Here is a 13179-nt window from a genome sequence, read left to right on the forward strand (position 1 = left end):
AATTTGGGATTTTGATTATTTGGAATTTGAAAGCGCTATTCTTTCAAATGTGCTTCTCTCACTTTTTTGAACAGATTAGAAGAATATACAAAAGCTACTACAGCTTCATTATCGGTTCTGAAAATTTCTTCCTTAGTTCCTTCCCAGGCTTTTAAACCGTTTTTTAAGAATAGGATTTTTTCGCCTATTTCCATCACCGAGTTCATATCATGGGTGTTGATTACGGTAGTGATGTTGTATTCCTCAGTAATTTCTTTGATGAGGTTATCAATCAATATCGATGTATTTGGGTCTAATCCGGAGTTAGGCTCATCACAAAACAGATATTTTGGGTTGTTCACTATGGCACGGGCAATAGCCACACGTTTTTGCATACCACCTGAAATTTCAGAAGGTAATTTTTTATGAGCGTCAATTAGATTCACTCTTTTTAAAACAAAATCTACCCGATCGTCAATTTTTGCCTTGTCATCATTGGTGAACATTTTCAGAGGGAAAGCCACATTTTCGGCTACGGTCATCGAATCGAATAAGGCACTTCCCTGAAAAACCATACCAATTTCGGTACGTAATTCTCTTTTTTCATCGGGATCCAATTCAGAATAAATTCTACCGTCAAAAGAAATAGTTCCTACTTCGGGTTGGTGAATTCCAAGTAAACTCTTTAATAATACCGTTTTTCCGGAACCACTTTGCCCAATAATAAGGTTGGTTTTTCCGGTTTCGAAAACTGTACTAACTCCTTTAAGGATTTTGCTGTCTCCAAATGATTTCTCTACGTCTTTTACTTCTATCATGATCCTAGTAACAACTGAGTTAGTATATAATTGAAAAGAATTATCGAAACTGATGTCCAAACAAAGGAAACTGTACTCGCTTTACCTACTTCCAGTGCTCCACCTTTCATATAATAACCATGGAAGGAAGGAATGGTAGCTAATAACATGGCAAAAATGAAAGTTTTGATAAACGCATAGGTAATATGAAATGGAATGAATTCCATTTGTGCTCCTGTTATAAAATCGGTACTTGAGGTAAAACCACCGTAAACACCAGCAATCCAACCGCCCAGAATTCCTAAAAACATACTAATCCCGATAACAAACGGGTACAATAACAAGGCAATGATTTTTGGGAAAACTAAATAATTGAGAGAGTTAACTCCCATTACTTCCAAAGCATCAATTTGCTCGGTTACACGCATGGTTCCAATACTGGATGTAATAAACGAACCCATTTTTCCGGCCATAATTACCGAAATAAAGGTAGGTGCAAATTCAAGAATTACCGATTGACGTGTGGCAAAACCAATAAGGTATTTTGGGATTAATGGATTAGTTAAGTTTAATGCGGTTTGAATAGCAACAACTCCACCAACGAAGAATGAAATAAAGGCAACAATGCCAAGTGAGTCAATTATTAAATCGTCTATTTCTTTAAAGATGAGATTTCGCATTACAGACCATTTGGTTTGTTTGTTGAAAATCTCTTTAAGCATCAGGAAGTATCTTCCTACTTGCGATAAATACCGAATGAGCATCATAGTTTTAGAATATGGGCTAAATTACGAAATTAGTTGTGAGTTATGGATTATGAATCAGGAGTTATGGGTTTTTCCTTAGAAAAGCTTCTCTTTCATCTTTTTTAAACGGTAATTTCGAATGAATTTTGCCTGTGCAGGCGTTACCATAAGTGGTTTTTTTTCTGATTTGGCTTTCAGAAAACCATTGATGTAATCAAAAAACAACAAAGGTTTCTTTTTCATGAACGACAATTTAGCCGAAGCGATTGAAGTTATCCAAAAACCGTAGCCTAATGTATAAAAAGCTTCGCCCTGTTTGTAACGGGCAGTTTTGTTGTAATTGGCTCCAGTAGGTTTTAGGTGTTTTACTTTCAAAGAAGCATCGGTAACTACTTTCCAATTATAGAATTTACAAAGTAATTCGTCAACAGTATCCCAACCCATTTGTGGTTTTAAACCGCCAATTTGTTTGAAAGTTTCTTTTCTGTAGGCTTTTAACGCACCGCGGATGTGGTCTTTATCGGTTAGATTTTCCAGAACCCATTCGCCGTTTTTTTCGATATAACAGAATCCGCCCACCATGCCGATAGTTGGATCAGAGTTAAAGTGTTTTGTTATAGTTTCGAAATAATTATTCGGAAAAATTAAGTCGGCGTCCAATTTTACAATTACATCATAATTTTCATCTAGAGTTTCGAAACCTTTTTGAAATGCCTGAATTACTTTGCTTCCTGGCAAATGAATCGCGCTCGATTTTTTTTCTACCAAGGTTATAAATGGATTGTCTTTGGCGAAAGCGGCTACAATCTCGGCAGTGCTATCGGTAGAATTATCATTAACGATAACCACTTTTTTAGGTAAAAGCGTTTGCGAAACTAAAGATTCTAAGGTCAAAGAAATAAATTCTTCTTCGTTATGAGCAGGAATAACAATATAATAATTCATTTGAGTTTGTTTTGTGAAAAAAAAGAATGGCAATTTCAAAAATCAATTGCAATGTCAATTTTCAAGAATTGTATTATTTGATTTTTTCAGCAAATACAATGTAATATCTTGGTGTGAAATAGCGCAATAAAGGTCTGAAACCCAATTTCTTTACCGGATGAGTAAATTTTTCTCTTGCTGTAATTTTCCAGCCTGTTTTTTCCAATAACCAGTCCAATTGCCAATCTTCAAATTCATGGTAATGTCTGTCCCACATATCTGTTTTGCTTCTGTAAGCTGGAGAAAACCAAAGGCGCAACGGAATTGAAATTAACAATTTGTCACATTTTACATTTTCTAAAACGGTATAAGGATTTAATAAATGTTCGAAAATTTCGAAGGCAGTAAAAACAGTATACGATTCAGTTTGTAAAGCCGTTTGGTCTTTGTCTAAATCTTCTCCTGTGGTGTTTTTTACCTGATATCCATTTTCTTCCATGATTCTGGAAAATGGGTTTGGCACTCCTAAGTCAAAAATAGTTTCGGAAGTAGAAACGTGTGTTTTTAAAAAATCTAAGGTGTGTTTGAATCTTTTATTAGGAAACGTTTTTTCGTACATAGTCATTGCGAGGAACGAAGCAATCTTTCGTTCATTATTAGTTTAAGTTTTACTCAAAAATTTTGGTTGTAAAGGTACAAAGATATATTTCTTGTTTTGTAGAATTTTGGCTTAGATTATTGAGCTTAAATAGAAAAATCCGCAACTTAAAAATATTTTAGGTTGCGGATTTATTATTTTGGATTCTAAAAAAAATTAGTATCTGTATACAAAAGCATTAATATTCATTCCGGCTCCAACAGAAGCAAAAATAAGAATATCGCCTTTGTTGATTTCGTGATCTTCAATTTGTCCATTTAAAATCAGGTCAAAAAGAGTAGGAACGGTAGCTACGCTGCTGTTCCCTAAATCATGAATACTCATCGGCATGATGTTAGCCGGAGCTGGTTTGTCGTAAAGCTTGTAAAAACGGTCAATAATAGCTTCGTCCATTTTTTCATTGGCTTGATGAATCAGGATTTTTTTAACATCGTCTATGGCTATACCGCTTTTGTCCAAACAGCTTTTCATAGCAGCAGGAACATTGCTTAAGGCAAATTCGTAAATTTTTCTACCATACATTTTGATGTATTTGGTATTTTGATCCAAGCCTGGGTGGTATGATTTTCCGTAAAACAGAAAACGGGCTTCTTCTTCGGTATATGAGGCGGTTTCATAAGAAAGCATTCCCGTTTCGTTGTCAGAAGCTTCAATGATTGTTGCTCCTGCACCATCCGAATAAATCATCGAATCACGGTCGTGGTCATCCACCACTCTCGAAAGAGTTTCGGCACCAATAACCAAACAACGATTAGCCATTCCTGATTTGATAAAAGCATTGGCTTGCAATACTCCTTCAACCCAACCTGGGCAACCAAAAATAAGATCGTAAGCCACACATTTAGGGTTTTTAATCTGTAGTTTGTGTTTCACACGACTGGCTAAACTCGGTATCATGTCGGATTGAACTGTTCCGTGTTTTACATCGCCAAAATTGTGTGCAAAAATAATATAGTCGATAGTTTCAGGGTCAATTCCTGCACTTTCTATTGCTTTTTGGGAAGCTAAAAAAGCCAAATCAGAAGTGTTGTAATGACTTTCTGAATAGCGTCTTTCTTCGATTCCGGTTATCGCTTTGAATTTTTTAATAATAACTTCATTCGATTGTTTGATTGGAGTACCATCTTCATTTAGAAATTGATGAAGTTCAAAGTATTTGTCAGAAATCACTCTTTCGGGAATGTAACTTCCTGTTCCAGTTATTTTTATTTTCATTAGGCTGTTTCTATTAAAAAAGATAGCGATAATTTAATGTTTTTAGAACAACAAGAAAACATTAAATGCTATACAATTGGCAAAATTACAGATATTTTTTAAAGAATTTTCGAAATCAACTGCTTTTAATTTTTGGCGTACCAATACTGTTGTAGTAAAAAACTGTAGTGGGTTAATTTTCTGTTAGTTGAAAAAAATGCCTCGAGAAAATCGAGGCATTTTTGTATGGTAATTTGATGTTGTTAACTTTCCATATAAGCTTCAATAGGAGCGCAGCTACATACTAAATTTCTATCTCCAAAAGCATCATCGGCTCTGCGAACGCTAGGCCAGAATTTGTTTTCGGCAATGTAATCCAATGGGAAAGCTGCCTTTTCTCTGCTGTATGGGAAATCCCAATTTTCAGTAGTTAACATTGCTAAAGTATGTGGTGCATTTTTCAATACATTGTTTGAATCTTCGATTGAAGAAGCCTCAATTTCTTTTCTGATAGAAATCATCGCTTCACAAAAACGATCCAACTCTTCTAAGTTTTCACTTTCTGTTGGCTCAATCATTAAAGTTCCAGCTACAGGGAAAGAAACTGTTGGAGCGTGGAAACCATAATCCATCAAACGTTTTGCAATATCAGTTACTTCGATTCCTTTTTGTTTGAACGGACGGCATTCTAAAATCATTTCGTGAGCCGCACGACCCATTTCCCCTGAATATAAAGTGTCGTAATGACCGCTTAATTTTTCTTTGATATAGTTAGCATTCAAAATAGCGTGTTCTGTAGCCGATTTTAAACCTTCGGCTCCAAGCATTTTAATGTATCCGTAAGAAATCAAACAAACTAATGCCGATCCCCAAGGAGCTGCAGAAATTGCAGAAATTGCGTTTTCTCCACCAGTTGGAACAACTGGATTGGTAGGTAAGAAAGGAGCTAATTGTGGCGCAACACATATTGGTCCCACACCAGGTCCGCCACCACCGTGAGGAATAGCGAATGTTTTGTGTAAGTTCAGGTGACAAACGTCAGCGCCAATAGTTGCTGGGTTTGTTAATCCTACCTGAGCGTTCATATTAGCACCATCCATATAAACCTGACCGCCATTATCGTGAACGATTTTAGTAATTTCTTTGATGGCACTTTCGTAAACACCGTGAGTTGATGGGTATGTAATCATTACGCAAGACAAATTGTCTTTGTGTAAAATGGCTTTTTCACGTAAATCTTCTACGTCAATATTTCCGTTTTCTAAGGTTTTGGTAACTACCACTTTCATTCCTGCCATAGCAGCAGATGCCGGATTAGTTCCGTGGGCAGATGATGGGATTAAAGCAATATTTCTGTGGTGATCTCCTCTTGATTCATGATACGCCTGAATTACCATTAATCCAGCATATTCTCCTTGCGCACCTGAATTAGGTTGCAAAGTAGTTGCGGCAAAACCGGTAATTTCATTTAGGTATTCTTCCAGTTTAGAAAGCATTTTTTGGTACCCTTTTGCCTGATCTAATGGAGCGAATGGGTGAATACTATTCCAGCTAGGAGAACTTAATGGTAACATTTCGGCTGCAGCATTCAATTTCATCGTACAAGAACCTAGCGAAATCATTGAGTGATTTAATGCTAAATCTTTACGTTCTAACATTTTGATGTAGCGCATCAATGCTGTTTCTGAATGGTATTTGTTGAAAACTTCGTGTTGTAAAAATGTTGAAGTTCTGATTAAGCTTTCCGGGAAATGATTCGTTTCTGATAATTCGCTAATTGTGATTGTTGCCAGTTCTTTTGCAGCAGCAAAAATAGAAACCACTTTATTCAAGTCGGCAAAACCTATAGTTTCATTCAACGAAATAGAAACGCTGTTTTCGTTTGGATAAAAGAAATTCACTTCGTTAGCTTCGGCGATTTCTTTTACTTTTTTAGCATCCGCTTTTATAACAATAGTATCAAAAAAAGCAGTGTTGGTTTGTTCGAAACCTAATTTCGCTAAAGTATTTGCTAAAGTTACCGCCGAAGCATGTACTTTATTAGCAATATATTTTAATCCTCTTGGTCCGTGATAAACCCCATACATACTTGCCATTACTGATAATAAAACCTGTGCAGTACAAATGTTTGAAGTAGCTTTATCGCGTTTAATGTGTTGTTCACGTGTTTGCAATGCCATACGCAAAGCACGATTTCCGTTAGTGTCAACAGTTACTCCGATAATTCTTCCCGGCATAGAACGTTTGTATTCTTCTTTGGTAGCAAAATAAGCAGCGTGAGGACCACCATAACCTAACGGAATTCCGAAACGTTGTGTAGTTCCCAGTACCACTGCAGCTCCCATTTCTCCCGGAGGAGTTAATTTGGCTAAACTTAAAATATCGGCAGCAACAGCTACTTTGATATTGTTTTCAGCGGCTTTTGCAATAAAAGCAGTATAGTCATTTACCTGACCGAATTTTCCAGGGTATTGCAAAATAGCTCCGAAGAATTCATCAGAAAAGTCGAAATTTTCGTGATTTCCTATTACTAATTCTACTCCAATTGGCGTAGAACGGGTTTGTAAAACCGATAAGGTTTGTGGTAAAATTTCTTCTGAAACGAAGAACTTACAAACATTGGCTTTCTTTTGATCTCTTGTTCTAACATCAAATAATAACGCCATAGCTTCAGCCGCAGCAGTACCTTCGTCAAGAAGTGAAGCATTAGCGATTTCCATTCCGGTTAATTCGATAACCATAGTCTGGAAATTTAAAATTGCTTCCAGACGACCTTGAGCAATTTCTGCCTGGTAAGGCGTGTAAGCCGTGTACCAGCCCGGGTTTTCAAACACATTTCTTTGAATAACCGCAGGAACAATCGCTTGATTATAACCCAACCCAATGTAGGTTTTGAACATTTTATTTTTATTTCCTAATAGCGTAATATGTTTTAAATATTCATATTCCGTCATCTCAGGATCTAAATTTAGAGGTGCTTTTAGACGAATATCATCCGGAAGGGTCTCATAAATAAGTTGTTCTATTGAGTCAACTCCTATTGTTTTCAACATCTGTTGTAGGTCTGATTCCTCTGGGCCTATGTGTCTTAAAGCAAAAGCATCTGTTTTCATGTAGATATAAAAAAGGTTCTATTTTTCGTGGCGCAAAAATAAACATAATTCCGTTTTAAATCACTGTTTTTTAGGATTCATTTTATTTGTCCAAAATGAATTTATAAATATTCTTTCTAAATGATTAATTTTGTTAGATGATTCGTATTCAAGCCCTTTTTGATTTTTATCTTAAATCAAGTATTCACGTCGCTTTGTCGGTTTATGCTTTGGTACGAATGACCCAATTTATGTTTGCAATTCCATACGACGATCCCATTGTACTTTTTTCATTTTTCGGTACTATTGTGGGGTATAACTTTGTAAAATACGATGCTTTGGCCAGAGCCAAAAAAAGAATGATGCGCAACGAACTGAAAATGATCGCTGTTTTGAGCTTTTTTTCATTTTTGGCTGTTGGTTTTTATTTTTTTAAGTTAGAAAGAGTCACCCAACTTGTGGCTGTCAGCGTTTTAATCCTGACGTTATTGTACACGCTCCCTTTTTTTCCTAATCGAAAGAATGCACGAAACTGGGCGGGAGTCAAAATATATATCGTGTCTTTGTGTTGGGTAGGAGTTACTTTGGTTTTGCCGTTAATCAATGCTCATGTTGATTTAGGTTTTGATTTTTTGATTAAATGTGTACAGCGATTTATATTGATTTTTAATTTGGTTTTGATTTTTGAAATCATTGATTTAGCCAATGATGATCCTCATTTAAAAACCGTTCCCCAACAAATAGGGGTGAAGCGGACTAAAATTTTGGGATATTTTTTATTAGTACTTTTTTGTGCCTTAGAATTTTTAAATAGCAATGTCAATTTCAATGGCAATATTCAATATTCATTATTGTCATTGTTATTGATTTTTGCAATTGCCATTGTTGTTGCTTTATTTTTGGCTTTTGCCAATGAAAAACGCTCCAAATATTATACTTCTTTTTGGGCTGAAAGTATTCCTATTCTTTGGTGGTTGCTGTTGGTTTTTCTTTAAAGAAAAAAACCGAAGCATTGCTACTTCGGTTTGAATTAGTTTAAAAATTTTCAATTTAATTGATTGTTGCTTCTTTCGCTTTTCTTTTTCCTCTAAAGAAAAAATATAAGTTTAGAAAAAGCATGATTCCTAAATAAATGGTAAAGCCCCCAATTTTGTAACTCAATTTTTCAATTAATAATTGGTAACTATCATTATTCATGTTCATTTCCAAAATCATTAGGGCAAAACCTAAATTGAGCAAGTAAAATCCGGTTTCGAAGAGTTTGTTGGTAGCATCGGCAATTTCTTCTCGTCCTCTAAAAATATCCATCATGTATACTTTACTGTTTCTAAAAAGAGTTTTAGAAACATAGTATGTTAAGAACAAAGCAACTGGTAAATAAACAGCGTATCCGATTAAAATTTTTGTAGTTTCCATAATTGATTTTTAAATTATTTTTTTGATGTATTTTGTTAGTATGATAATATTGATGTAATGCATAGCGGCAATTGTGCAAATGATTATTGCTGATTTGGATGAAATAACTTCAATCAATTGAGTGGTTGAGGTAATTTTATTCCAGGAAATTAATGTCATCGCACAATAGCCAAGGTTCAATAAATAGTAGCCTACCAGTAATATTTGGTTGATTTTATGACACAAATCTTCATGGTTTGGAATGAGTGTAGAAACATATACATTTCCGTTTTCATAACATATTCTCCCCACTTTTAAAATTATAATTGAGGTGATACTTAAATAGATGAAATATCCAATAATGTTGAGGTTCATGGGTTAATTTGTTTGCGATTTAATTTCTCATTTTCAAGTTTGCGTTTTAATGCTCCTAGCAGATTATTTTCAAAATCATTTAGAATTTTATAAGTTATATAACTTGCATATGGAGTTAAGTTTGTGTTTAAACGATAATTACATTTTAGTTTAAGGATTGATTTACTGCTATTTATAGGAATTAATTCGTAATAGATTCCACCAAAAATCATTGGTTTTTCTCTTACAATATTTTTTAGGGTAAGATTTTGATTTAAATTTGATTTTGAAAAATCTATGGCAAAACCTAGTTTTTTTTCATGAATAGTTTCTATTACTTTTTCATTCAATATCAGACCATTATCAAAATAACCAAGACGTATATTCTTCTTTGAGTCGTATGTTGATTGTACTGGCTTGGGTACGCCTAAATAATTGATTAAACTGGTTTGTGTATATTTTGACAAGTTTGGAACTTCATATAAATATTTCCATACATTACTTGAACTAGAATTTATTTCTATTTGATTTTCAACCAAATGATTACTTTCTATTTTTTGACTATTTTTCTCAATTGTCCCTAAAAAAAGAGGTAAAAAAACAAAGGGTAAATAGTTGTTTTTTGTGTTATAATCTTTACTGTTTAAAATACGGTTTCTAAAATATAAACTAACTACGACGCTTACTATTAAATAAGGGATGCCTATAATCACAAAACAAATAAGTTCTTCAATTCTTGTTATTACAGCTATTAGAAGAAATAATAATGTTGAAATAATAGGTAATGTGATACATTTATAAATGTTTCTTATAAAATTCTTATTTTCAAATAAATAAGGTAAATATCCTGATATCATTGGAGTAACAATTAAATAGCTAATTGAATTTATTTGTATAACATTCCATTCTGCCAAATAACGTACAATTAATGAGTATGCAACACTTGCAATTAGACCGCTATAGATTTTTAAATAATTTTTCATAATTGATATGTTTTGAACTTTCAGAAAAAAATGAAAGTTTCGATTAAATTTTTTTATTTCTATTTCATAAACTTGACTACCAGTTTGGTCAACCAATTGTCTTTGTATTCGGTGATTTTGTCTAACACATTATCGGCTTTCAAAACAAAATCATAGAGTTTTGTGGTTTGTTCGATAAACTGAATTTCTTCAGCTGTATTATTCGACTCAATCGAAGAAACTTCTTTTAAAATTTTTAAAGCTGGTTTAATTTCTCTTTTACTGCGTTCTTTGGCAATTTTTACGGCTAATTCGTCTAAATCTTTTTCAGCAGTAAAAAACTCTCTTCGCTCTCCAGCTTTGTATTCCTTGTAAACAATTCCCCAATCCATCAAAGCTCTTAAATTCATACTGGCATTTCCGCGGGAAATTTGTAATTCTTCCATCACATCTTCCATAGAAACGGCTTCGGTAGAAACCATTAATAAGGCATGAATTTGTGCCATGGTTTTATTAATTCCCCATTGCGAACCTAGTGCTCCCCATGTCTGAATGAATTTATTTTTAGCTTCTTTGATTTCCATAAGTCAAATGTAAGTAAAAGTTTTTAAACTTTCAAAAATAAATGAAAGTTTGTTTTAGAAAAACCGAAACATCATACCTCGGTTTCTATGTGGATTCTACTATCTGATGTGTTATAAGCACTATAATATTCCCCTTGCTTTAATTTCCAGGTATTTGTTAATGGTTTCAAGGCTAAGGTTTTCGGGTGTGGTAAGCACACTGTGAATTCCGTATTTTTTGAGTTCCTGAGCAATTAGACGTTTTTCGAACATGAATTTATCGGCAACGACCTTGTCATAAATATCCTGAATGGTTTCCGACTTTTTGTTAATGATGCTGTTGAGTTCGGTATTGTTAAAAAATACGACTACCAGAAGATGGCTTTTTGCAATTCCTTTCAAATAAGGCAATTGTCGGTAAAGTCCATCCATGGTATCAAAATTTGTATACAGAATGATAAGGCTTCGCTGGTTGATGTTTTTTTTGATATCAGCATAAAGATGACTGTAATCGCTCTCGAAAAAATTGGTTTTGATGTTGTACAAAGTTTCAAGAATTTTTTGCATTTGCGAAGTTCTTCTTTCGGCAAATACACGGTTTTCTACTTTTTTGGAGAAAGTGAAAAGTCCTGTTTTATCCTGTTTTTTTAGAATTACATTTGATAAAACAAGAGCTGAATTAATAGCATAATCCAGCAAGTTTAGTCCTTCAAAAGGCATTTGCATCATTCGCCCTTTATCGATAGCCATGTAAACAGATTGTGATTTTTCGTCCTGAAACTGATTAACCATCAGGGTGTTTTTCTTTGCGGTAGCTTTCCAGTTCAAAGTTCGAATGTCATCTCCCTGTACGTATTCCTTAATTTGTTCAAATTCCATGGTATGTCCAATGCGGCGAATTTTTTTAATTCCGTATTGCGATAAATTGTTTGAAAAAGCAATCAAATCGTATTTTCTTAATTGAATGTACGATGGATAAGTGGGAACCATTTGGTTATTGTCAAAAGTAAATCGGCGTGAAATTAGTTTTAAGGGCGAACTGACATAGATGTTCAGATTGCCAAAAAAGTATTCGCCGCGTTCCGTAGGGCGTAAATCATAATTAAATTCGTCGGCTGTATTGGCTTTTGTTTTTCGAATAATCTCAAAATTTCGAACCTGAAATTGAAACGGAATTTCATCAATTATCTTGGTGCTAATAGGGAAAGTATAGTTGTTGTTGATGCTTATTTTTATTTGGTTAACATCTCCATTGGATAATTTAGCAGGAGTTGTACGATCCGCTTGGACAGTGTTTTTGGATAAAAACAGCAGCATGATATCAAAACCTAAAAAGGCGATTAGGATAATAACAATAAACCAAACCGCACGGTATAGATTAGGAAAAATAAAGGCACAAACAAAAAGTCCTATAATGCCCAAAAGCAAATAGAAAAAGAAATTGTTTAAGTATAATTGTTTGATGAATTTCAATTAGTAGGTATTTATGATTATTGCAATTTTTATCTCGGAATTTCTACTGTTTCAATGATTTGTCTGATGATTTCTACGCTGCTGATACCTTCCATTTCTCTTTCGGGAGTCACAATTACACGATGTTGCAGTACTGGAATAGCTGCTTCTTTGATATCTTCGGGAGTTACAAAATCACGACCTCTGATTGCTGCAAAACCTTTGGCCGCATTTAAAATTGCAATCGATGCACGTGGTGAAGCTCCAAGGTACAAAAAGGCATTTTCGCGGGTATTAACAACAATTCGGGCAATGTATTCTAGTAAGTTTTGTTCCACAATAACTTGTTTGACAATGCCCTGATATTTTCTGATTTCTTCGGCAGAAAGAATTGCTTTTATCGCTTCCAATTTATCCTGATTTTGCAGCAGATGTTCTCTTTGAATGATGTTGATTTCTTCATCAAGTTTAGGATAATCAATGGTGATTTTAAAAAGGAAACGATCCAACTGAGCTTCCGGTAATCTATAAGTTCCTTCCTGTTCAATAGGGTTTTGGGTAGCTATAACCAGAAAAGGAGTTTCGAGTTGGAAAGTTCTTCCATCAATAGAAATTTGCCGCTCTTCCATTACTTCAAAGAGTGCTGCCTGAGTTTTTGCAGGGGCACGGTTGATTTCGTCAATCAGAATTAAATTCGAAAAAATAGGCCCTTTTTTAAATTCAAATTCAGAATTTTTCAGATTAAAAATCGAAGTTCCTAAAATATCCGAAGGCATTAAATCGGGTGTAAACTGAATTCGGCTAAAGCCAATGTTTAAGGTTTTGGAGAGTAATTTTGCCGTAATTGTTTTGGCAACTCCCGGAACTCCTTCGATTAATACGTGTCCGTTAGACAAAATAGCCACAAGAAGCTGGTCAATCATTTTGTGTTGTCCTACAATTACGGTTTCCAGTTCTTGTTTTATGGTATTGATGTGTGTTAATAATGGAGCCAAATCCAGTCTGGTTTCAAAATTTACATTTTCATTTATGGTGTTATAATCATTCATGGTGATTGATGTTT

13 protein-coding genes are annotated in these 13179 nt (G+C 34.4%); 1 reads left to right on the forward strand and 12 read right to left on the reverse strand.

Annotation, left to right across the window (positions count from 1 at the left end; translation table 11 throughout):
- Nucleotides 1-35: 35 nt before the first annotated feature.
- From EOD40_RS09865 to gcvP, 6 genes are all read right to left on the reverse strand, one after another.
- Nucleotides 36-797 (reverse strand): ABC transporter ATP-binding protein, encoded by a 762-nt coding sequence (locus EOD40_RS09865; protein WP_128195089.1) that lies wholly within the window; start codon nucleotides 795-797, stop codon nucleotides 36-38.
- Nucleotides 794-1543, reverse strand: a complete 750-nt coding sequence (locus tag EOD40_RS09870; protein WP_128195090.1) for an MlaE family ABC transporter permease — start codon at nucleotides 1541-1543, stop codon at nucleotides 794-796. Before EOD40_RS09870 ends, EOD40_RS09865 begins: the two co-directional genes overlap by 4 nt.
- Before the next feature lie 75 nt (nucleotides 1544-1618).
- Nucleotides 1619-2467 carry a glycosyltransferase gene (locus EOD40_RS09875; RefSeq protein WP_128195092.1) on the reverse strand — a complete coding sequence of 283 codons (849 nt, stop codon included), beginning with the start codon at nucleotides 2465-2467 and terminating at the stop codon, nucleotides 1619-1621.
- Nucleotides 2468-2540: 73 nt separating this feature from the next.
- On the reverse strand, nucleotides 2541-3065 hold the full coding sequence (locus EOD40_RS09880) for a methyltransferase (RefSeq protein ID WP_128195094.1): 525 nt from the start codon (nucleotides 3063-3065) through the stop codon (nucleotides 2541-2543).
- Between the two features lie 195 nt (nucleotides 3066-3260).
- Nucleotides 3261-4319: a 3-oxoacyl-ACP synthase III family protein gene (locus tag EOD40_RS09885; protein ID WP_128195096.1), complete on the reverse strand. Its 1059-nt coding sequence runs from the start codon at nucleotides 4317-4319 to the stop codon at nucleotides 3261-3263.
- Nucleotides 4320-4561: 242 nt separating this feature from the next.
- The gene (gcvP, locus tag EOD40_RS09890) at nucleotides 4562-7411 is read right to left on the reverse strand and encodes an aminomethyl-transferring glycine dehydrogenase (protein WP_128195098.1); all 2850 of its coding nucleotides are present in this window, start codon (nucleotides 7409-7411) and stop codon (nucleotides 4562-4564) included.
- 137 nt (nucleotides 7412-7548) lie between these two features.
- Here gcvP and EOD40_RS09895 point away from each other — a divergent pair, with 137 nt between their 5' ends.
- The gene (locus EOD40_RS09895) at nucleotides 7549-8385 is read left to right on the forward strand and encodes a UbiA prenyltransferase family protein (RefSeq protein WP_128195100.1); all 837 of its coding nucleotides are present in this window, start codon (nucleotides 7549-7551) and stop codon (nucleotides 8383-8385) included.
- A gap of 55 nt (nucleotides 8386-8440) precedes the next feature.
- On the opposite strand, the gene EOD40_RS09900 is transcribed toward EOD40_RS09895, so the two are convergent.
- The 6 genes from EOD40_RS09900 to EOD40_RS09925 form a co-directional block, all read right to left on the reverse strand.
- Nucleotides 8441-8806 (reverse strand): hypothetical protein, encoded by a 366-nt coding sequence (locus EOD40_RS09900; RefSeq protein ID WP_128195102.1) that lies wholly within the window; start codon nucleotides 8804-8806, stop codon nucleotides 8441-8443.
- Nucleotides 8807-8815: 9 nt separating this feature from the next.
- On the reverse strand, nucleotides 8816-9160 hold the full coding sequence (locus EOD40_RS09905) for a hypothetical protein (protein ID WP_128195104.1): 345 nt from the start codon (nucleotides 9158-9160) through the stop codon (nucleotides 8816-8818).
- The gene (locus tag EOD40_RS09910; protein ID WP_128195106.1) at nucleotides 9157-10122 is read right to left on the reverse strand and encodes a hypothetical protein; all 966 of its coding nucleotides are present in this window, start codon (nucleotides 10120-10122) and stop codon (nucleotides 9157-9159) included. The genes EOD40_RS09905 and EOD40_RS09910 overlap by 4 nt, the downstream gene beginning before the upstream one ends.
- A 59-nt stretch (nucleotides 10123-10181) precedes the next feature.
- Complete coding sequence (locus tag EOD40_RS09915) at nucleotides 10182-10685, reverse strand: GbsR/MarR family transcriptional regulator (RefSeq protein WP_128195108.1); 504 nt, start codon at nucleotides 10683-10685, stop codon at nucleotides 10182-10184.
- 120 nt (nucleotides 10686-10805) lie between these two features.
- On the reverse strand, nucleotides 10806-12137 hold the full coding sequence (locus tag EOD40_RS09920) for a DUF58 domain-containing protein (RefSeq protein ID WP_128195110.1): 1332 nt from the start codon (nucleotides 12135-12137) through the stop codon (nucleotides 10806-10808).
- Between the two features lie 29 nt (nucleotides 12138-12166).
- On the reverse strand, nucleotides 12167-13165 hold the full coding sequence (locus EOD40_RS09925; protein WP_128195112.1) for an AAA family ATPase: 999 nt from the start codon (nucleotides 13163-13165) through the stop codon (nucleotides 12167-12169).
- Nucleotides 13166-13179: the final 14 nt, after the last annotated feature.

Source organism: Flavobacterium sufflavum (genome assembly GCF_004016525.1).
Taxonomy (GTDB): Bacteria; Bacteroidota; Bacteroidia; order Flavobacteriales; family Flavobacteriaceae; genus Flavobacterium; species Flavobacterium sufflavum.

What these genes read in the sequence shown, in the direction of transcription:
- EOD40_RS09875 (WP_128195092.1), bottom strand. Translation starts at nt 2,467, where the DNA reads ATGAATTATTATATTGTTATTCCTGCTCATAACGAAGAAGAATTTATT.
- EOD40_RS09880 (WP_128195094.1), bottom strand. Translation starts at nt 3,065, where the DNA reads ATGTACGAAAAAACGTTTCCTAATAAAAGATTCAAACACACCTTAGAT.
- EOD40_RS09910 (WP_128195106.1), bottom strand. Translation starts at nt 10,122, where the DNA reads ATGAAAAATTATTTAAAAATCTATAGCGGTCTAATTGCAAGTGTTGCA.
- EOD40_RS09900 (WP_128195102.1), bottom strand. Translation starts at nt 8,806, where the DNA reads ATGGAAACTACAAAAATTTTAATCGGATACGCTGTTTATTTACCAGTT.
- EOD40_RS09915 (WP_128195108.1), bottom strand. Translation starts at nt 10,685, where the DNA reads ATGGAAATCAAAGAAGCTAAAAATAAATTCATTCAGACATGGGGAGCA.
- EOD40_RS09870 (WP_128195090.1), bottom strand. Translation starts at nt 1,543, where the DNA reads ATGATGCTCATTCGGTATTTATCGCAAGTAGGAAGATACTTCCTGATG.
- EOD40_RS09885 (WP_128195096.1), bottom strand. Translation starts at nt 4,319, where the DNA reads ATGAAAATAAAAATAACTGGAACAGGAAGTTACATTCCCGAAAGAGTG.
- EOD40_RS09895 (WP_128195100.1), top strand. Translation starts at nt 7,549, where the DNA reads ATGATTCGTATTCAAGCCCTTTTTGATTTTTATCTTAAATCAAGTATT.
- EOD40_RS09925 (WP_128195112.1), bottom strand. Translation starts at nt 13,165, where the DNA reads ATGAATGATTATAACACCATAAATGAAAATGTAAATTTTGAAACCAGA.
- gcvP (WP_128195098.1), bottom strand. Translation starts at nt 7,411, where the DNA reads ATGAAAACAGATGCTTTTGCTTTAAGACACATAGGCCCAGAGGAATCA.
- EOD40_RS09905 (WP_128195104.1), bottom strand. Translation starts at nt 9,160, where the DNA reads ATGAACCTCAACATTATTGGATATTTCATCTATTTAAGTATCACCTCA.
- EOD40_RS09865 (WP_128195089.1), bottom strand. Translation starts at nt 797, where the DNA reads ATGATAGAAGTAAAAGACGTAGAGAAATCATTTGGAGACAGCAAAATC.